Genomic DNA, 17,885 nt, shown 5'->3' on the forward strand with positions numbered 1-17,885 from the left:
TCCTTTTATCTTTTACTTTATTCTGACGAGTTCTACGTCAAAGATTAAAGCAGCATTGGGAGGGATCACACCCCCTGCTCCTTGTGAGCCGTAGGCCAAATCTGAAGGAATCACAAGGCGCGCCTTATCACCCTCACTAAGCAGAAGGATACCTTCGTCCCAACCTTCTATCACCTGGCCTACCCCTACGGTAAAGTTGAGCGGCTGGCCACGATAGAGAGAGGAGTCAAACACCTTACCATCCAAGAGCATTCCTGTGTAATGTACGGCCACTTGATCACCCTTTTTAGCCTTCTTGCCATTTCCTTTTTCAGTAATTTTATAGAAAAGACCAGAGGGGGTTTTGTCAAAACCTTCCGTATGTTTGGCCAAAGCCTCCTGTTGTTTGCGTTTTTCAGCCTCTATACGTTGTTGTTTTTCTGCGTTAAACTTCTGGAAAGCAGCAAGCGCATCCCACTCTTGAGCCTCTTTGCCTACTCGGATAATCTTCACTGACTCTATTTTGTCGTTTTGGGCAATGCTATCTACCACATTTTGCCCCTCTACTACATAGCCGAATACTGTATGTTTGTTGTCCAGGTGAGGTGTAGCTCGGTGAGTAATAAAGAACTGACTTCCGTTGGTACCAGGCCCTGCATTGGCCATGGAGAGAATACCTGCACGGTCATGCTTTAGGTCTGGGTGGAACTCATCGTCAAAGCGGTAACCAGGGGTACCTGTACCTGTCCCTAAGGGGCAGCCCCCTTGTATCATAAAGTCGGCAATGACACGGTGGAACTTCAGTCCATCGTAGAAAGGCACGCCCGCTGCCTTGGCGTTGTTCTTCATTTTCCCTTCTGCTAAAGCTACAAAATTAGCCACTGTAGCAGGGGTTTTCTCATAAGTCAGGCGAAGGAGTATATCTCCCTTAGCCGTATGGATTTGTGCATAAATCCCGTTCTCTAATTTGTTTATATCCATAAGACAAATATTTTAAAAAATAGCTTTGTAAATAGTAGTAAGCCCCATGAAGATAATCAGGGCACCTATAATAAAGAAAATCTTCCTTGTGTGGAGCTTGGAGGTAACCAAGGCCGAAACAGGTGCTGTGAGCACTCCCCCTATGATAAGCCCCAAGGCAATACGCCAGTTAATCGCTTCTGGCACGGTGATAAAGATAAGAGTACTGACCACTGTAATGGCAAAATTGGTAAAGGTAGAAACCCCTATCACATAGCGAGGTGTATGCCCATTCTTGATAAAAGCACTGGTAACCAATGGCCCCCAGCCTCCTCCGGTGAAAGCATCCACGAAACCTGCAAATAAGCCCAAAGGTATAGTTCTCACTTGCTTATTCTCGACTTTCCCACGAACCCCATTATAAAGAATCTTAACCCCTAAGATAATGGTATAAATGGCAATAAATGGCTTGGTGAACTTAGCCCAGCGGCTCCCCTCATCACCGAGATATAGCAGCAATAAGGCACCCAATATAGTCCCCGCGATAGCAGGTACTAAGAGCCTTTTGATCAGCTCCTTATCCATATTCTTGAGCTTAAAATGGCTGATGCTCCCAGCCGCTGAGGTAATGGTTTCGGAAGCATGAATACTGCCACTGATAGCGCGTGGGTCTACATTCATCATCAGCAAAACAGTTGCACAGATCACCCCATAGCCCATACCCATGGAGCCTGCTACAATCTCCGCTCCACAGCCTGCCAATATCATCCAATAAAACAAATAGTTATCTTGAGCTAAATAGTTTTTCAAAGGGACAAAGGTCTCGGCTGTATATATAGTATAAAGGGTAATGGTCAATAAAAGGAAAAAGGTTAAAAACAAAAATAAGCGATTCCGTTTCTGTCGCTTAAGCGAATAGGGCTGTGCCACAACGGTTTCGTTAGTTTCATTTTTATTAAATTCTTTCATGTATGATACAATTATAAGGTCGCTGAAACAAAGGGCAAAGGTATAACTTTTTTTTATAACCATAAAGCAATAACAATTATTTTTCAGCAAACACTCTCCTATATCAAAAAAAATACGTACTTTTGACCTAAATTATAAGACTTAGACTTTTGAACCAAAGAACCCTTGTTTTAGACGTAAATCCGCAGGCTTTCTTCGGAGAGCAAAATAGTACAATTGAACTGCTAAAGACCTATTTCCCAAAAATAAAGATTGTTGCCCGTGGCAATGAGATACATATTTTTGGAGAAGAGGCGCTGCTTGACGAGTTTGAAAAACGATTGGGACAGCTCATCCAGCATTTTGAGAAATACAATCACTTAGACAAAAATACTATAGAGCGTATTCTCTTCTCAGATACGGGTTTGCTCCCCTCTACCCTACTGGATAAGGACTTTATCGTACATGGAGTAAAAGGGAAAATCATTCGTGCCCAAACGCCCAACCAACAGAAGTTATTGGAGCTTATCAGCAAGAACGATATGGTCTTTGCCATAGGCCCAGCGGGTACAGGTAAGACCTATACGAGTGTAGCGCTAGCTGTCAGAGCCCTGAAAGATAAGCAGGTAAAGCGTATCATCCTCACCCGTCCTGCAGTGGAGGCAGGGGAAAACCTCGGTTTTCTCCCTGGGGATCTCAAGGACAAGCTGGATCCTTATATGCAGCCCCTCTATGATGCACTGATGGATATGATCCCCTTTGATAAGCTCAATTCGTTTATTGAAAATGGTACCATACAAATTGCTCCCTTAGCCTTTATGCGAGGGCGTACCTTGGACAACGCCTTTGTCATCTTGGACGAGGCACAGAACACCACTTATGTACAGATGAAGATGTTTCTCACACGTATGGGGAAAAATGCTAAGTTCATCATCACAGGAGACCCAGGACAGATAGACCTACCGAGAAAAACCGCCAGTGGGCTTTCGGAGGCCCTACGCATCATCAAAGGAATCAAGGGCATAGGTACGTTATGGCTTGATGACAAGGATGTGGTACGCCATCCCTTGGTCAAGGAGATTATCAATGCTTATACCCGCGCCGAGAAAGAGGAGAGGGAAGAAGATTAAAGTCGTTTTTGGTCGAAAAAGGCTTTGACCAATTGACTACATTCGTCCTGCAAGACTCCTTGAACAACCTCGGTGCGAGGATGCAATAGCTCACCATGGAGGTGATAACCCCGCTTGGCATCGGAAGCCCCATAGACCACACGGCCTATTTGGCTCCAATAGAGTGCCCCTGCACACATCACACAAGGCTCAAGGGTTACATAGAGCGTACAGTCCTTGAGGTACTTCCCCCCAAGGTATTCACTGGCTGAGGTGATGGCTTGTATTTCGGCATGAGCAGTAACATCGTGGAGTAGCTCAGTGAGGTTGTGCGCCTTGGCGATAATCTTTTCATTTACAGTGATAATAGCCCCTACGGGTATCTCGCCTGCTTCAAAGGCTTTTTCTGCCTCTTGCAGGGCTTTTTGCATAAAATATTCGTCTTTGTTAATTGTCATTTGTTAATGGTTAATGATTAATGATTAATGCCAATAATGATTAATGGTTAATGCCAATAATGATTAATGATTAATGATTAATGTCAATAATGATTAATGATTAATGTCAATAATGATTAATGATTTAAATTTCGCAAGTTCTGTAACTTATTGATATTCAAAAACCTCCCCCTACCCCCTCCAAAGGGGGAATGAGATAGTTTTTGATTCTCAAGGAGTTAGAGAGAGGACATTTTCCAGATTGATAGACAATTTTTATCTTTTTCAACGAATTTATTCCCCCTCTCGGAGGGGGCAAGGGGGAGGTTTTTTTGCAATATATTGATTATTAATCAATTATAAACCTAATTATAATCTAAAAATGACTTGCGAAACTTAAATTAATGACTTATGCTCATACTATTATACTTGAATTGACAATTGACAATTAACAATTATACTTATGGCTGAACATAATGATTTTGGGAAGCAATCCGAAGAGGAAGCTGTACAATACTTAGTTGGTTTGGGTTATACGATTCTCGAACGCAATTATTATTGGCAAAGTGCTGAGATTGACATCATTGCACAATATGAGGATATGCTGGTCATCGTAGAGGTAAAATCCAGACGATCCGCCTATTATGGGGAGCCTTATTCCTTCGTTAGTCCACATAAGATACAACTCTTGGCCAAAGCTACCAACCACTATATCAAGACACATAATTTAGATTTGGAAGTGCGTTTTGACATCATCTCCATTGTAAAGAACGATGCCGAATACCACTTGGAACATATAGAAGATGCCTTCTTTCCTTTTTCATAAGTGAGCAAAAAAGGGTGCATGGCACCCTTTCTTATTATCTTTTATTGGTCTTTTCCAAGTACTTATCTAAGGCCATTGTCATGGACGGAGTCTCTGGCAGTGGTGCTTGGATATCTATTCTAAGTCCCGCTTCCTCCGCCGATTTCAGCGTAGAAGCACCAAAAACCGCTATACGTGTGGTTCCTTGCTTGAAGTCAGAAAAGTTCTTAAAGAGCGATTCTACTCCTGCAGGGCTAAAGAAAGCAATAACATCATACTTGACATCTTTCAGATCGGAGATGTCGGCATGGGCGGTCTTGAACAAAATACCACGTTTCCAGTTGAGTTTCAGATCGTCTAATGATTTCTCTATAGCAGGGCTGAGTACCTCGGAGGTAGGAAAAAAGAATTTCTCTTCCTTGTGTTTTTTCAGAAAAGGAAGTAAGTCTGCAAAATCCTTTTTGCCCACATATATTTTCCTTTTTCTGTAAGTGATATATTTTTGCAAATAGAAAGCAACAGCCTCCGAAAGGCAAAAATAACGCATGGTATCAGGCACTTTAAAGCGCATCTCTTCAGCTACTCTGAAGAAATGATCCACGGCATTTCTGCTGGTGAGGATAATGGCTGTATGATTCTGAAGTTCAATCTTTTGAGCTCTCAAATCCTTTCCTGTTACCCCTTGTACTTCTGTAAAAGGGCGAAAGTCTATTTTTACCTTATACTTTTCTATAATCTGGTGATAAGGTGAATTCTCTGATTGCTCGGGTTGGGAAACCAAGATTGTTTTCACTTTCATAGTCTTTTAATTTATCGATATTGATTAGATATTATTGAGTTAATAAAAATATAGGGGGTTATTTCAAAGGCGCAAAGGTACAAAATAAAATAATACCAATAAGCTCTTAATTCACTTTTGTACAATTTCACAAATGAGATAAGTCCAAGTACTTGTATATACAAGAATACCATTAATGAAAAAGCAAACAAATATATATTGTGTGCTGCTGCATAACTATTGACAAAGAGCAGCAATACCAAAATCAAAGCGGCATAGTTCGAATAACTCAGACGTACAAACAAATAAGAACGTGAGAAGTTATCCATATCCAGCACATAGCTCACCAATCGCTGAAAAGCTATTTTGAGCAAGATGAAAAGCGCTACACCAAGCATCACTATATACTGCTGAGCAATGGCATAAAAAGAGATTTCTATATGAAAAAAACTCAAGATTCGCCAAATGGCAATACTCAAAATTGCCCATTGTACTACCAGCAGAGAAGTGGTAAAGAATACACCACTACGCTCCCGCTTATTAAAGATGATGATATACTTATTATTGGTAAGCAAATTAAGAAACTCCCTAAAGCGGAAGGCATGGTAGGCCTTTATGAAAGCCATAATCCCTAATATTAGGACAAATATTAGGGAAATCCAATCCTTATGAGAAGCTGTAACCCGTGTCCATTCCATAAAATACGATTATAAAGAGTCCAAAGGCTGCATACCCTCAGGTGGCAATATAGGCGTTTGTTGCTTTTTGGATAAGCTATCTTCCTGCTTTAGGCGTGTCTCTACATGGGAGAGTATCTGTTTACACTTTTCAGGTTGAGCAGCATAATAAGATATATTCTGTGCCAGCAGCAGGCTATCTAGCCCATACTTCTTATAAATAAGTGAAATATCAGCACCTTGCTTTTCATAGAAAGAAGCATCTATACTCTTGGCAGCATTCAGTACTGCTAGGTCATAGAAGAGCTGTTCCATTTCTCCCTCCGATAATAATTTCTTAGGAGAAGGAACCATCTGAGAACAAGCCACTAAAGACAAACATAAGAGATAATAAGCAGACTTCACTTTCTATTTATTTGCGGTGCAAAGATACTTCTTTTTTTCTAAGCAAAATATTTTTTTAGAAATATTTTTCTTTAAAACCAATGACTAACGACTAAGAACTAATAACTAACCACTATTTAGCTATATTAACAGCTCTTGTTTCACGGATCACCGTTACTTTTACTTGTCCTGGGTAGGTCATATCGGTTTGTATCTTTTGAGAAAGGTTAAAGGAGAGTTCTGCTGCTTTTTCGTCGGATACTTTTTCACTCTCTACAATCACACGTAGTTCACGACCTGCTTGTATAGCGTAGGCTTTCTTGACTCCTTGGAAAGAGAAGGCCGTATCTTCCAATTCCTTAAGACGCTGGATATAAGAATCCAATACCTGACGGCGTGCTCCTGGTCTTGCTCCAGAGATGGCATCACACACCTGTACTATAGGAGAGAGTAGAGAAGTCATTTCTATTTCGTCATGGTGCGCTCCGATAGCGTTGCATACTTCAGGTTTTTCACCATACTTTTGTGCCCATTCCATACCCAGTAGTGCGTGTGGTGTCTCGGTATCAGTCTCAGGCACTTTACCTATATCATGCAAAAGTCCTGCACGCTTGGCTAGTTTCACATTCAGTCCCAGTTCGGCCGCCATCAGTCCACAAAGGCGTGCTACCTCACGAGAGTGTTGCAAGAGGTTTTGCCCATAGGAAGAGCGGTATTTCATACGACCCACTGCCTTGATCAGCTCTGGGTGAAGGCCATGGATTCCTAAATCAATGATGGTACGCTTACCTATCTCGGCTATTTCGTCTTCTACCTGTTTGGTCGTTTTTTCCACTACTTCCTCAATACGGGCAGGGTGGATACGGCCATCGGTAACCAACTTATGGAGAGAAAGGCGCGCTATCTCCCTACGTACGGAGTCAAAGCAAGAGAGGATAATAGCCTCAGGGGTATCATCTACTATAATCTCCACTCCTGTAGCAGCCTCCAAGGCACGGATATTACGCCCTTCGCGGCCTATGATGCGCCCCTTTACGTCATCGGATTCGAGGTTAAATACCGATACACAGTTATCTATAGCCTCTTCTGTTCCTATACGCTGTATGGTATTGATGATAATCTTTCGCGCCTCTTGGCGAGCAGTGAGTTTTGCCTCCTCGATGGTGGTCTGTATATAGGCCATAGCATCGGTCTTGGCTTCGTTCTTAAGGGAATCAATCAACTGGGTTTTAGCCTCTTCAGCAGTCAGTCCAGAGATCACTTCTAATTGTTTTACTTGGCTCTTGTGGAGCTTATCCACTTCCTCCTGTTTCTTATCCACAAGCAACATGCGGTGGTTGCACTCCTCGGTCTTCTGCAGCAGCTCATCGTTGAGCTTCTTGTTCTGAGCCAGTTCGTTGGAGACTTGGGATTCCTTGTCCTTGATACGTTTTTCTGTCTCAGAGATTTTCTTTTCTTTAGCCAAGATGAGTTTCTCATGCTCAGCCTTAAGTTCTAAGAATTTTTCTTTTGCTTGGTAGATTTTTTCTTTCTTAATGTTTTCGGCTTCTACTTTTGCCTGTTTTAGAATATTCTGAGATTCCTCTTGAGCATCTTTGACTACCTTAAAAGCATATTTCTCTTGCTTTTTTTTCAGAGAATACCAAACTAAGATGCCCCCTACAAATATTCCTACAATGGCACTACCTACTACTAACATTGTTACGTCCATAAAATAAAATATAATTATACAAAAAAGCCTGCAAGAAGGATATATGAATAAACTCCTAAAAAGCATATTTAGAGCTACCAAACCCTTCAAGTATCCGCCAAGTGAAGGCGGCACGCTTTGGTGGTTTGACTCACCCTTCTGAATTATTTTCTGTTGAGTTTACCAAAAAAACTATTCTTGCAGGCAGTAATCTTTATCTATATATTACTGATTTCTACTAAAGTCTGATGTATTTTTTCTAATCTTTCTATATTTTTTTCCTTTTGATTTTCATCAGCAAGGCTCTCTTGAAAGAGCGGTGTAGCCAAGGAAATGGCACACATAGCCAAGGAATCTTGGCGGTCTTTCACAGGAAAGTTCTGCTCAAAATATGTAATTTGTTTGTTAATCCTTTCGGCCGCTTGGCGATAGGCCTGCTCCTGCTCTGGAAATATTTTCAGAGGGTATACCCTATCGGCTATTTTCAAGGTAATTCGTAGCTTCTCACTCATTGCTTAGCATATTATTACTTATCTTGTGAAAGTTGTACAATACATTGCTCTATTTCACGAATGAGCCTACTTATTTTGAGCTTGGCTTCCGTTTTAGTTTCATCACTGCCTAAAAGAGCTTGGGCTACCTTCAGTGCCTGATACTTCTGTTGTTGCTCTTGGCTCTGCTTAATAAGCTCCTGCAACTGGCCTTGTAGCATCTCTACTTGAAGAATCAGTTCCCTGTTTCTCTCTTCCAATGAAAGTACATACTGCTGCACTAGAGGAAGTAACCTCTCTATTTTTTCAATCCATTCTTCCATTTCCTTGAGAGATAATAACCCTTACTTTTGGTGTGCAAAGATAATACTTTTTGAGGTTATAAACAACTATTCGGCAAATTTTATTTTTCACCCAAGAATCGCGGCTTATTTGCGTTATTTTTATTATCTTTGTTCTGCTGAATTTGAAAAAGCCAATATATGTTATCTATCAATGATACTCAATTAGTTATCCTTGACATCCAAGGAAAATTATCACAAATCGTCTATCAATCCGAAGCGGTACTAAAGCATAGCAGCAGCCTTGTGCAGGGCTGCCAGCTACTGGATATACCTATAATATGGGTGGAACAAACCCCTGAAAAATTGGGTGCTACCTCTGCGCTTATTGCCCAGCACCTCACAGGCCAATCCCCTATTGCTAAAGCTACCTTCTCGGCTTATGGTACTTCTGCTTTTGTAGAGGCGGTCAAGGCCAATGCCCGTAAGCAAGTGTTGCTTATTGGGATAGAGACCCACATCTGTATCTACCAAACTGCAATGGATCTGATAGCGGCAGGCTATGAAGTCTTTGTCGTGGCCGATGCGGTCTCCTCTCGCACAGAAGAAAACAAAAAAATAGGCCTTGAGATGATCCGAGAAGGACAAGGAAAAATCACCAGCGTAGAGGCTGCCCTCTTTGCCTTACTGAAGCGCTCTACCCATGAGAAATTCCGAGAAATCGCAAGGCTTATCAAGTAAATTAGAATTGTACCACACCCTCAGAGGGGTCATCATTCCGCCCACTGAAAGCACTATTGACATCTCCTTTGGGGACGGGAGCTCCTGAGTTAGTATCCTCCTCTTGGTTGTTAAATTTGGACGAGAAGGATTGCACGCCTTGTCCTATGGCTGTACCAGAGAAGAGCGTGTTGAGATTGCTGAAAACCCCATTAATAAACTGCAAACGAATATTGTCCAATCCCCCATTACGGTGCTTGGCTACGATAAACTCTGCCTGATTGGCCGTGGAAGAAGCATCGGGATCGTCCCATGTATCGAGTTTGTAATACTCAGGACGATAGAGGAAGGTAACAATATCCGCATCCTGCTCTATGGCTCCCGATTCACGTAAATCGGAGAGTTGAGGACGCTTGTGTCCTAAGCGGCTTTCCACATTACGCGAAAGCTGAGAAAGGGCGATAATAGGCAGGTCTAATTCCTTGGCCAAGGCCTTGAGGTTACGAGAGATCGTGGAGATTTCCTGTTCGCGGTTCCCAACTCCCTTACCCGATGCGTTGGCAGTCATCAGCTGGAGGTAATCTATAAAGATGATTTTGACATCGTGCTGAGAGACCATCTTACGCGCCTTAGCCCTGAGGTCAAAGATAGAAAGCGAAGGGGTATCATCTATATACAAGGGAGCTTCCAAGAGGCTCTGGGTCTTGTGGGTAAGGCGCTCGAAATCCTCTTCGGTGAGCTTTCCTGTACGCAGCTTATCGGAGCTAATTCCTGTCTCAGATGAAATAAGCCTTGTGATGAGCTGAATGGAGGACATCTCCAAGGAGAAGAAAGCCACTGGAATCTTGCTATCAACCGCAATATTGCGCGCCATACTCAGGGTAAAGGCTGTTTTCCCCATCGCCGGACGTGCTGCCACAATGATAAGGTCGGTAGGTTGCCAACCAGCGGTAAGTTCATCTACCTTGGTAAAGCCCGATGGTACCCCACTGAACTCCTCCTTCCTATTGTGTAGCTCTTCTATCTTCCTAATTGCCTGCAAAACCAAGTTATGTGCCGACTCCGAAGTACGGGTAATATTCCCTTGAGTGATAGAAAAGAGCTTTTCTTCGGCGCTGTCTAACAGATGAAAGACATCTGTCTCATCGTTATAAGCCTCTTCTATAACCTCATTGGACATCTTGATGAGCCTACGCTGGATATACTTCTGCATAAGAATACGCGCATGATACTCTATATTGGCCGAAGAAGATACCTTTTCTGTCAGATAGACCAAATAAGCAGCCCCTCCTATCTCTTTTAGAGTACCGTCCTTGAGTAATTGCTCACGTACCGTGAGCATATCTATAGGTTTTGAGTCCTTGAAGAGCCTATCTATAGCCGTATAGATCTTCTGGTGTGCAGGCACATAGAAAGCCTCATCGGAAAGAATATCAATGACCTCATCTACCCCACGCTTATCTATAAGCATACCCCCGAGTACAGCCTCCTCCAGCTCCAAATTTTGGGGAGGAATCTTGCCCTTCTCAAGAGAAGGAATAGCTCGTGATGCCGATATTGTTTCCATAGTTTGTGGAGAAATATTTTCCATATCTTTAATTTTTAAGTACTTAGATTTTTGTAATACCTACCTTAAATCCTCGGCAAAAATACACGCTTTTTTTGATTCAAGAAAGCCCCCCCCTTCCCTTTGTACGTTTTCTTCTACCTCTTCCTATATAATAATGTATAAATACACATCAGTAACAGACTGATTTCTCGCACTTTGGTAACACTTTGTGCTACTCTAGAGGATAAAATTTTTATTTTTCAACAAAACAAAGACAATAGTTATATGGTTAATGGTCAATGATTCGAGTTTCACTTTTCTTTCTTCATTCTTCATTTAATAAATATTTTTTGTATCTTTGCACAAAGAATAAATACACTAAAAAATACAGTTCAATGAAAGATGTAACTCGTTTGTTTGATATTCCTGCTTATCAGCTAGAACAATATCCTATTGAAAATGCGTTAGTTACAAAATATAATCAAAAATGGATACCCCTCTCTTCCAAGGAATATGTAGAGAAAATCAACCAAGTAAGCCGCGCTCTGCTACGCTTAGGGGTAAAACCTAAGGATAAGATTGCGATGGTTTCCTCGAACAATCGTACCGAATGGCATATCTTAGATATGGCCATCATGCAGATTGGCGCCCACAATGTACCTATCTACCCCACTATTCCTAAGGAAGATTATATATATATCTTCAACCATGCCGAGATAAAATATTGCTTTGTTTCGGACAAAGACTTATGGGAGAAGGTCTCAAGCATAGCCTCAGAAATACCCACTATGGAGGAAATCCTCTCTTTTGACCCTATAGAAAATATACGCGGCTGGCAACAGATACTTTCCTTGGGAGAAGATCCAGAGAACCAAGCCCAAGTGGAAGCCCTCAAGGCACAGATACAGCCTACCGATATGGCCACTATTATCTATACATCGGGCACCACAGGAAAACCCAAAGGGGTGATGCTCTCCCATGATAATATCCTGAGCAATATCAAGAACTGCCATTCTCGCGTACCTATAAAAGCGGGTGATACTTGCCTGAGCTTCTTGCCTGTTTGCCACATCTTTGAGCGCATGCTCACCTACTTATACCAATATAATGGTATCCGCCTATACTTTGCCGAATCTTTTGAAAAGGTAGCCACAAATATAGCCGAGGTAAAGCCACGACTGATTACGGTAGTACCCCGTGTGGTTGAGAAGGTATTTGATAGCATCTACAGCAAGGGCATCGCGCTCTCTGGCATTGCTAAGAGCCTATTCTTTTGGGCATTGCGATTAGGATACCGATATGAGCCTTACGGCAAAAACGGATGGTGGTACGATATGAAACTCAAGATAGCCCGCAAACTTATCTTCTCCAAATGGAAAAAGGCATTAGGAGGACACTTACAGATGATTTGTGGAAGTGCAGCACTACAACCACGGCTAGTGAGAGTCTTCTCTGCCGCAGGAATCCCTATTTGGGAAGGGTATGGCCTTACAGAAACTTCACCTGTGATCTCCGTTAATTGTAAGAAGGGACATCTTTGGAAAGTGGGCACTATAGGCAAGCCTATTGATAATATTGAGGTAAAGATAGCCGAAGATGGAGAAATCCTCTGCAAGGGGGCTAATGTCATGCTAGGTTACTACAAGAATGAAGAGCAAACCCATGAAGCCATTGACAAAGATGGTTTTTTCCATACAGGGGATATAGGCATCTTGGACGAAGAGGGCTTTCTGACTATCACTGATCGTAAAAAAGAGATGTTCAAGACCTCTGGCGGGAAGTATATAGCCCCCCAATATATAGAAAACAAGCTCAAGCAATCCCGCTTTATAGAACAAGCCATGGTCGTAGGCGAAGGAGAAAAGATGCCTGCTGCCTTGGTACAACCCAATTTTGTTTTCGTGCGTGAGTGGCTCAAGCGACATGGAGAAGCAGACACCCTAAGCAATGAGGCCCTTGTCAAGGATACACGCGTGCGTGAGCGTATAGGTCAAGAAATAGAACGCATCAATAAGCGATTAGGTAAGTGGGAACAGGTGAAAGTCTTTGACCTTACCCCCGATGAGTGGAGTATAGATGCAGGACACCTCACCCCTACCTTAAAGCTCAAGCGCCGCATCATTCTTGAAAAATACAAGGATATGTACAATACTTTTTACAACAAAGAATCTTAGAAAACATTCATTATGATATATCGTTTTAGAGTAATTTTAGACGTGGATACCGATGTATTCCGCGATATAGAAGTGGAAAGTCACATTAGCTTGGAGGATTTCCACAAATGTATCTCCACTTCCTTTGGCTTCAATGGGGAAGAAATGGCCTCTTTCTATAAGAGTGATGAGGATTGGAACCAAGGAGAAGAGTTCAGCCTCTTTGACACAGAGGGAGATACCCCAGTGATGGCCGACACCATCTTGGAATCGGTCATGGATGAGGACAACCGGCACTTCCTCTATGTATACGACTTCTACAATATGTGGACATTCTTCGTGGATCTGAAGGAAATAGGTCATGAGGTAGAAGGAGTTAGCTATCCCCATATCCTAACCACTCATGGGTTTGTCCCCGAAGATGCCCCAGAGAAGAACTTTGTGGCAGAAGATTTTGATGAGTTTGACTCAGAGTTCAACGATTTTGAGTTTGACCAAGATGAATTTGACGAATATCACGGCTATAGTGAGGACGAATATTATTCTTAAAAAAGCATGATTACCGATATTCTCTTCTATAGTATTCTTATAGTTACTATAGGTATGAGCTACTATGGCTTCACCCACGAGGCTTTCTTTCGTCGCTATATGTTCAATGTCAAGGCTGTACAAGGGGGAGACTACTTGCGACTGATCTCCTCAGGCTTTTTGCATGCTGGGTGGGAACACCTGATATTCAACATGATCTCTCTGTTCTTCTTCCACAAGATTATCATCGAAGAAATGGGAGCAGGGGTCTTTATGCTCATCTATTTGGGAGCCATCGTCTTGGGTAATCTTTCCTGCCTATACATCTATAGGCATCAGCCCTATTACTCTGCCATTGGTGCCTCAGGAGGCGTCTCTGGTATTATCTTTGCGGCCATAGCTCTCGTGCCACAGCTAAGGGTGAATTTCATCCCTGGTTGGCTCTTTGGTACCATTTATTTTGGTTATTCGGTATACCAAATGCTCAACCCTCGTGAGGGGGACAATGTAGGGCATGCGGCTCACTTAGGAGGGGCTATCTTTGGGATCGTTGTTATTGCCCTTTTGCAGCCCCTACTTGTAGCAGAGAATGCGCTTTACTTAGGCATCATGGCGCTACCGCTAGGGTATATGGGGTACCGATTGCTACAAAAATAATTTTTCCTATCTTTGCGCCCACTTTAATCCTTAAAAAAAATGTTAGACCTCTTCAATACCCAGATTGAGTCCCTTTCTATACATCAGGTAGGGAATATGCAGAAGGGAGAAAACCTCTTTCTCTCTCAGCAGCCCTATGCCCTAAATGACCAAATCACCAGCGTGCTCAAGGAATATTTCCTAAAACCCTTTAGGGAAAAGGAAGAAAACTATATGCGTTTTGTCAATGAAACTTCCTTGGAATTCAACGAGATGTTTGGCATCGCCTATGAGGTTTTCACCAATCCCTCTACCATACATACCCATTCGCTACGAATCGCTCAGCTCTTATATGAGCAGTCCAACCATCCACACATAAAGTCTGGCGAACTCTATGTAGCCTATCTCACTCATATTACTCTAGACAATACCAAGGTGGAAGCTATAGGGATTTTTAAATCCGAGATGAAACAGAATTTTCTCCAATTCGAGCAAGGGCAAAGCCAATTAGAGATCCTCTTGGAAGAAGGGGTGAATGTCAACCGCTTGGACAAGGGTTGCCTTATCTTCAATGTCAATGAAGAAGGTGGATACAAAATACTTTCTGTGGATAGCAATCGCTATGATACCAAGTACTGGACAGAACAGTTCTTAGGGATTGATGTACTTGCCGATGATGCTTTTTTCACCAAAAAGTACCTCAAGATGTGTCAGGATTTTGCCAAAGAAGTAGTTCTCCCTACTGAGGGAAAGCAGGAAGAAATCCTATTTATGAATCGTGCAGTGAATCACTTTGCCAAAAACGATGAGTTTGAAGAAACCCACTTCCTCAATGAGGTCTTGGGCGATAAGGTGTTCAAGAAGGAATTTGATGCCCATCAGGACGATGAAGACCAAAGCCCTAAGGAGGGATATATGGATCTGATTCCCGAATTTCACAACTTCAAAGAGACCAAGGGGAAGAAATACTATATAGAAGACGTTTCTTCTTTCCCCATTGTCAATAAAGCGGTATCGGATATGCGTAAAAAAATCAAAAATATCATAGACCTTGATACCAATGTACAAATCCGTATGGACTTCATCAACCCTGAATCTGCTGAAAAATTTGTAGAAAAAGGTTGGGACGAAGAACGCGGTATGTTCTACTACCTTATTTACTTTAACGAAGAGAAAAAAAGCTAATGAAAATACTTCCCAAATGGGCAGAAATGCTCAATCAACTAGGAGAAAAACAGACTCCTTGCTTCTTTGTTGTCAATTATGAAGGAACCCAAGGACAGGTATTTCCCCTCTCAGAATTACCACAGGACATTCATTTTTCCTTTTCTGAAGAAAAAACACCTATTTCCGATCCTATTACAATAGAAAAACACCCCATTCCTTACAAAACTTTTGAGGAATCCTTTAAAAAAGTATTTTCTCACTTAAAAAAAGGGGATACAGAGCTTATCAATCTTACTTTTGCTACCGAAATAGCACCTATTTCTTTAGAAAAAGTATACCACAATGCCAAAGCCAAATACAAAATCCTTTACAAAGACGAATGGGTATGTTTTTCTCCTGAAATTTTCATAAAAATAGAAGCTAATAAGATAAAAACCTATCCCATGAAGGGAACTATCAGTGCTACTATTCCCAATGCTGAAGAGCTGCTACTAAATAATCAGAAGGAAATAGACGAACATCATAAGGTTGTTGCTCTACTATCAAAAGATTTAGAACAAGTTGCCTCCGAGGTACAAGTAAGTAAATTTCGCTATGTGGATGTGATAGAAAAATCTACAGGAAACCTACTACAAACTAGCTCCGAAATTGTGGGAACGCTCTCTGCTAACTGGTATGACCACTTAGGTGATATTTTGGTTAAGCTCCTTCCTGCTGGCTCTATCTGTGGGGCACCAAGAGAGAAAACTATGGAAATCATTCAAGAGGCAGAAACCTATGATAGAGGTTACTATACGGGAATTGCAGGTATATTTGATGGGTATTCTCTCAATACATGTGTGCTTATCCGATTTATCGAACGTATAGGAGAAAAATTCTATTATAAAAGTGGGGCAGGAATTACTGCTCACAGCAATCCTGAGAGCGAATACAAGGAAATATTAGAAAAAATATATATTCCTAACTAAGAATATGCAAAGAAATAAGTTTATTGAGACTATAAAGCTATTGGATAGTCGTATCTTCCATATAGAATATCACCAAGAGCGTATAAAAAAAACTTTTTCACACTTTTTTCCTAGTGAAAAAGTTTTTTCTTTAGAAAATATTCTAAGCAAACAAGGCTTTCCCGAAAAAGGAAAATACAAAATCCGTTTTGTATATAGTGCCTATGATTATACATTAGAAGTTATCCCTTATCAAATAACTCCTATTAAGTCAATAAGTTGTATAGATGTAGGAGATTTGGAATATTCCTATAAATTCTCTGATAGAGAACAACTTAACCGTCTCAAGAAAGAAGCGCTTACCGATGAGGTGATCTTTATCAAAAAAGGAATGGTTACCGATAGTAGTTATGCTAATCTCGTATTCTCTGACGGGGTTAAGTGGTATACCCCTACTTCCTTTCTGCTCAATGGCACTTGTAGGCAACGGCTATTGAAAGAGGGAAAAATAGAAGAACGCCCCATATTCGAAAAAGACATACCGTCCTTTGGATATATAGGGCTTATCAATGCTATGTTAGATTTAGGAGAATTAACCTTACCACTTAATCACTACACTTCCCCAAGTGAAGCCACTACCAAAAGCAGCTAACAGAAGAATATCATTCTCTTTGACACGGCCTTGTTCCACAGCTTCAGCCAAGGCTATAGCAATAGAGGCCGCAGTGGTATTTCCATATTTCTGGATATTGTTAAACACCTGGGCGTCAGAGAGTTTAAATTTCTGTTGGATAAACTGGGAGATACGCAAGTTGGCTTGGTGAGGTATGAATAGGTCTATATCACTTTCGGTGAGCTTATTAGCCTTGAGTCCCTCTATAATCACTTCAGAGAAACGTACCACCGCATTTTTAAAAACAAACTGCCCATTCATATAAGGGAAATAAGAGGTGTCCTCTGGGTCATTTTCTTTTAAAAGATCAGTAACCCACTTCTTCCCTACCCCTGGAGTAAGAATAGCTAATTCCTCGGCATGTGCTCCTTCGCTATGTAGGTGAGAAGAGAGTATACCCTTTCCGCTCTCCTGAGAGCGAGAAAGCACTGCTGCCCCTGCTCCATCTCCGAAAAGTACTGCCATATTACGTCCTCGAGTGGTAAGATCCAATGCAGGTGACTGCATCTCGGAGGCTATTACCAAGATATTTTTATACATTCCCGTCTTAATAAATTGGTCGGCCACCGATAGAGCATAGATAAAGCCTGAACACTGGTTGCGAATATCCAAAGCGCCCACGGTATTAAGTCCCAATTCCTTTTGAGCTAATACACCACAGCCTGGGAAATAATAATCAGGACTAAGAGTTGCAAAAATAAGAAAATCAATATCCTCTTTATTTATTTTAGCTTTCTCCATAGCCATCTGAGCGGCGCGTACTCCCATAGAGGTTGTGGTATCCTTTCCACGAGTAGCAAAACAACGCTGCTGAATCCCTGTTCGCTCTTGTATCCAAGCATCAGAAGTATCCATGAGCTTAGAAAGGTCATCATTGGTTACTATATTCTCCGGCACATAATATCCTGTACCTGTGATAATAGAATTATACATAAGCTATTATATTAAAAAGAAAGCCTTGACATGCAAGGCT

At 41.6% G+C, this 17,885-nt stretch carries 20 protein-coding genes and 1 other RNA gene; 9 read left to right on the forward strand and 12 right to left on the reverse strand.

What is annotated here, in order from left to right; all coding sequences use genetic code 11:
• Positions 1-12: 12 nt before the first annotated feature.
• Both HMPREF9331_RS02970 and HMPREF9331_RS02975 read right to left on the reverse strand, forming a co-directional pair.
• Positions 13-960, reverse strand: a complete 948-nt coding sequence (locus tag HMPREF9331_RS02970; RefSeq protein WP_016419675.1) for a peptidylprolyl isomerase — start codon at positions 958-960, stop codon at positions 13-15.
• A gap of 12 nt (positions 961-972) precedes the next feature.
• Positions 973-1,908 carry a sulfite exporter TauE/SafE family protein gene (locus tag HMPREF9331_RS02975; RefSeq protein ID WP_016419676.1) on the reverse strand — a complete coding sequence of 312 codons (936 nt, stop codon included), beginning with the start codon at positions 1,906-1,908 and terminating at the stop codon, positions 973-975.
• Between the two features lie 149 nt (positions 1,909-2,057).
• Between HMPREF9331_RS02975 and HMPREF9331_RS02980 the strand changes: the two genes are divergently transcribed.
• The gene (locus HMPREF9331_RS02980; protein WP_016419677.1) at positions 2,058-3,017 is read left to right on the forward strand and encodes a PhoH family protein; all 960 of its coding nucleotides are present in this window, start codon (positions 2,058-2,060) and stop codon (positions 3,015-3,017) included.
• On the opposite strand, the gene HMPREF9331_RS02985 is transcribed toward HMPREF9331_RS02980, so the two are convergent.
• The gene (locus HMPREF9331_RS02985; protein ID WP_016419678.1) at positions 3,014-3,454 is read right to left on the reverse strand and encodes a nucleoside deaminase; all 441 of its coding nucleotides are present in this window, start codon (positions 3,452-3,454) and stop codon (positions 3,014-3,016) included. The two genes, HMPREF9331_RS02980 and HMPREF9331_RS02985, sit on opposite strands and share 4 nt — an antisense overlap.
• A gap of 442 nt (positions 3,455-3,896) precedes the next feature.
• Here HMPREF9331_RS02985 and HMPREF9331_RS02990 point away from each other — a divergent pair, with 442 nt between their 5' ends.
• On the forward strand, positions 3,897-4,259 hold the full coding sequence (locus HMPREF9331_RS02990) for a YraN family protein (RefSeq protein ID WP_016419679.1): 363 nt from the start codon (positions 3,897-3,899) through the stop codon (positions 4,257-4,259).
• 34 nt (positions 4,260-4,293) lie between these two features.
• Here the strand turns inward: HMPREF9331_RS02990 and HMPREF9331_RS02995 are convergent, their stop codons facing one another.
• The 7 genes from HMPREF9331_RS02995 to HMPREF9331_RS03020 all read right to left on the reverse strand — a co-directional run bounded on the left by HMPREF9331_RS02995 (position 4,294) and on the right by HMPREF9331_RS03020 (position 8,581).
• A complete protein-coding gene (locus tag HMPREF9331_RS02995) occupies positions 4,294-5,037 on the reverse strand; it encodes a uroporphyrinogen-III synthase (RefSeq protein ID WP_009642120.1) in 744 nt (247 codons plus the stop codon).
• A gap of 11 nt (positions 5,038-5,048) precedes the next feature.
• Positions 5,049-5,714 (reverse strand): DUF4271 domain-containing protein, encoded by a 666-nt coding sequence (locus tag HMPREF9331_RS03000; protein WP_040356902.1) that lies wholly within the window; start codon positions 5,712-5,714, stop codon positions 5,049-5,051.
• A gap of 9 nt (positions 5,715-5,723) precedes the next feature.
• Positions 5,724-6,098, reverse strand: a complete 375-nt coding sequence (locus HMPREF9331_RS03005) for a DUF4296 domain-containing protein (RefSeq protein ID WP_016419681.1) — start codon at positions 6,096-6,098, stop codon at positions 5,724-5,726.
• Between the two features lie 112 nt (positions 6,099-6,210).
• A complete protein-coding gene (rny, locus tag HMPREF9331_RS03010) occupies positions 6,211-7,788 on the reverse strand; it encodes a ribonuclease Y (RefSeq protein ID WP_016419682.1) in 1,578 nt (525 codons plus the stop codon).
• A gap of 49 nt (positions 7,789-7,837) precedes the next feature.
• A non-coding RNA gene (gene ssrS, locus HMPREF9331_RS13525) (6S RNA) lies at positions 7,838-7,947 on the reverse strand.
• A 38-nt stretch (positions 7,948-7,985) separates the two neighbouring features.
• On the reverse strand, positions 7,986-8,279 hold the full coding sequence (locus HMPREF9331_RS03015; protein WP_016419683.1) for a cell division protein ZapA: 294 nt from the start codon (positions 8,277-8,279) through the stop codon (positions 7,986-7,988).
• 14 nt (positions 8,280-8,293) lie between these two features.
• Positions 8,294-8,581: a hypothetical protein gene (locus HMPREF9331_RS03020; protein ID WP_016419684.1), complete on the reverse strand. Its 288-nt coding sequence runs from the start codon at positions 8,579-8,581 to the stop codon at positions 8,294-8,296.
• 159 nt (positions 8,582-8,740) lie between these two features.
• Here HMPREF9331_RS03020 and HMPREF9331_RS03025 point away from each other — a divergent pair, with 159 nt between their 5' ends.
• Complete coding sequence (locus HMPREF9331_RS03025) at positions 8,741-9,280, forward strand: isochorismatase family protein (RefSeq protein ID WP_016419685.1); 540 nt, start codon at positions 8,741-8,743, stop codon at positions 9,278-9,280.
• Between the two features lies 1 nt (position 9,281).
• On the opposite strand, the gene dnaB is transcribed toward HMPREF9331_RS03025, so the two are convergent.
• The gene (gene dnaB, locus HMPREF9331_RS03030; RefSeq protein WP_016419686.1) at positions 9,282-10,850 is read right to left on the reverse strand and encodes a replicative DNA helicase; all 1,569 of its coding nucleotides are present in this window, start codon (positions 10,848-10,850) and stop codon (positions 9,282-9,284) included.
• Between the two features lie 353 nt (positions 10,851-11,203).
• Between dnaB and HMPREF9331_RS03035 the strand changes: the two genes are divergently transcribed.
• Genes HMPREF9331_RS03035 through HMPREF9331_RS03060 form a run of 6 tightly spaced genes read left to right on the forward strand, consistent with a single transcriptional unit; the run spans position 11,204 to position 16,891 of the window.
• The gene (locus tag HMPREF9331_RS03035; protein ID WP_016419688.1) at positions 11,204-12,982 is read left to right on the forward strand and encodes an AMP-dependent synthetase/ligase; all 1,779 of its coding nucleotides are present in this window, start codon (positions 11,204-11,206) and stop codon (positions 12,980-12,982) included.
• 12 nt (positions 12,983-12,994) lie between these two features.
• A complete protein-coding gene (locus HMPREF9331_RS03040) occupies positions 12,995-13,510 on the forward strand; it encodes an IS1096 element passenger TnpR family protein (protein ID WP_016419689.1) in 516 nt (171 codons plus the stop codon).
• Between the two features lie 6 nt (positions 13,511-13,516).
• Complete coding sequence (locus HMPREF9331_RS03045) at positions 13,517-14,146, forward strand: rhomboid family intramembrane serine protease (RefSeq protein WP_016419690.1); 630 nt, start codon at positions 13,517-13,519, stop codon at positions 14,144-14,146.
• A 39-nt stretch (positions 14,147-14,185) separates the two neighbouring features.
• Entirely contained in the window at positions 14,186-15,310 is a 1,125-nt protein-coding gene (locus tag HMPREF9331_RS03050) for a nucleoid-associated protein (protein ID WP_016419691.1), read from the forward strand.
• Positions 15,310-16,260: an aminodeoxychorismate synthase component I gene (locus HMPREF9331_RS03055; protein ID WP_016419692.1), complete on the forward strand. Its 951-nt coding sequence runs from the start codon at positions 15,310-15,312 to the stop codon at positions 16,258-16,260. Before HMPREF9331_RS03050 ends, HMPREF9331_RS03055 begins: the two co-directional genes overlap by 1 nt.
• A gap of 4 nt (positions 16,261-16,264) precedes the next feature.
• On the forward strand, positions 16,265-16,891 hold the full coding sequence (locus tag HMPREF9331_RS03060) for an aminotransferase class IV (RefSeq protein ID WP_016419693.1): 627 nt from the start codon (positions 16,265-16,267) through the stop codon (positions 16,889-16,891).
• On the opposite strand, the gene HMPREF9331_RS03065 is transcribed toward HMPREF9331_RS03060, so the two are convergent.
• Positions 16,838-17,845 (reverse strand): 3-oxoacyl-ACP synthase III family protein, encoded by a 1,008-nt coding sequence (locus HMPREF9331_RS03065; protein ID WP_016419694.1) that lies wholly within the window; start codon positions 17,843-17,845, stop codon positions 16,838-16,840. The two genes, HMPREF9331_RS03060 and HMPREF9331_RS03065, sit on opposite strands and share 54 nt — an antisense overlap.
• Between the last annotated feature and the right edge of the window lie 40 nt (positions 17,846-17,885).

Origin of the sequence: Capnocytophaga granulosa ATCC 51502 (genome assembly GCF_000411115.1) — a bacterium.
In the GTDB taxonomy this organism is placed as follows: domain Bacteria; phylum Bacteroidota; class Bacteroidia; order Flavobacteriales; family Flavobacteriaceae; genus Capnocytophaga; species Capnocytophaga granulosa.

Bases quoted from the DNA above. Each gene is read 5' to 3' on its own strand.
- HMPREF9331_RS02995 (WP_009642120.1), bottom strand. From the start codon at position 5,037: ATGAAAGTGAAAACAATCTTGGTTTCCCAACCCGAGCAATCAGAGAAT.
- HMPREF9331_RS03035 (WP_016419688.1), top strand. From the start codon at position 11,204: ATGAAAGATGTAACTCGTTTGTTTGATATTCCTGCTTATCAGCTAGAA.
- HMPREF9331_RS03025 (WP_016419685.1), top strand. From the start codon at position 8,741: ATGTTATCTATCAATGATACTCAATTAGTTATCCTTGACATCCAAGGA.
- HMPREF9331_RS03045 (WP_016419690.1), top strand. From the start codon at position 13,517: ATGATTACCGATATTCTCTTCTATAGTATTCTTATAGTTACTATAGGT.
- HMPREF9331_RS03020 (WP_016419684.1), bottom strand. From the start codon at position 8,581: ATGGAAGAATGGATTGAAAAAATAGAGAGGTTACTTCCTCTAGTGCAG.
- HMPREF9331_RS03060 (WP_016419693.1), top strand. From the start codon at position 16,265: ATGCAAAGAAATAAGTTTATTGAGACTATAAAGCTATTGGATAGTCGT.
- HMPREF9331_RS03015 (WP_016419683.1), bottom strand. From the start codon at position 8,279: ATGAGTGAGAAGCTACGAATTACCTTGAAAATAGCCGATAGGGTATAC.
- HMPREF9331_RS03040 (WP_016419689.1), top strand. From the start codon at position 12,995: ATGATATATCGTTTTAGAGTAATTTTAGACGTGGATACCGATGTATTC.
- HMPREF9331_RS02970 (WP_016419675.1), bottom strand. From the start codon at position 960: ATGGATATAAACAAATTAGAGAACGGGATTTATGCACAAATCCATACG.
- HMPREF9331_RS02975 (WP_016419676.1), bottom strand. From the start codon at position 1,908: ATGAAAGAATTTAATAAAAATGAAACTAACGAAACCGTTGTGGCACAG.
- HMPREF9331_RS03055 (WP_016419692.1), top strand. From the start codon at position 15,310: ATGAAAATACTTCCCAAATGGGCAGAAATGCTCAATCAACTAGGAGAA.
- HMPREF9331_RS02990 (WP_016419679.1), top strand. From the start codon at position 3,897: ATGGCTGAACATAATGATTTTGGGAAGCAATCCGAAGAGGAAGCTGTA.
- HMPREF9331_RS03000 (WP_040356902.1), bottom strand. From the start codon at position 5,714: ATGGAATGGACACGGGTTACAGCTTCTCATAAGGATTGGATTTCCCTA.
- HMPREF9331_RS02985 (WP_016419678.1), bottom strand. From the start codon at position 3,454: ATGACAATTAACAAAGACGAATATTTTATGCAAAAAGCCCTGCAAGAG.
- rny (WP_016419682.1), bottom strand. From the start codon at position 7,788: ATGGACGTAACAATGTTAGTAGTAGGTAGTGCCATTGTAGGAATATTT.
- dnaB (WP_016419686.1), bottom strand. From the start codon at position 10,850: ATGGAAAATATTTCTCCACAAACTATGGAAACAATATCGGCATCACGA.
- HMPREF9331_RS03065 (WP_016419694.1), bottom strand. From the start codon at position 17,845: ATGTATAATTCTATTATCACAGGTACAGGATATTATGTGCCGGAGAAT.
- HMPREF9331_RS03050 (WP_016419691.1), top strand. From the start codon at position 14,186: ATGTTAGACCTCTTCAATACCCAGATTGAGTCCCTTTCTATACATCAG.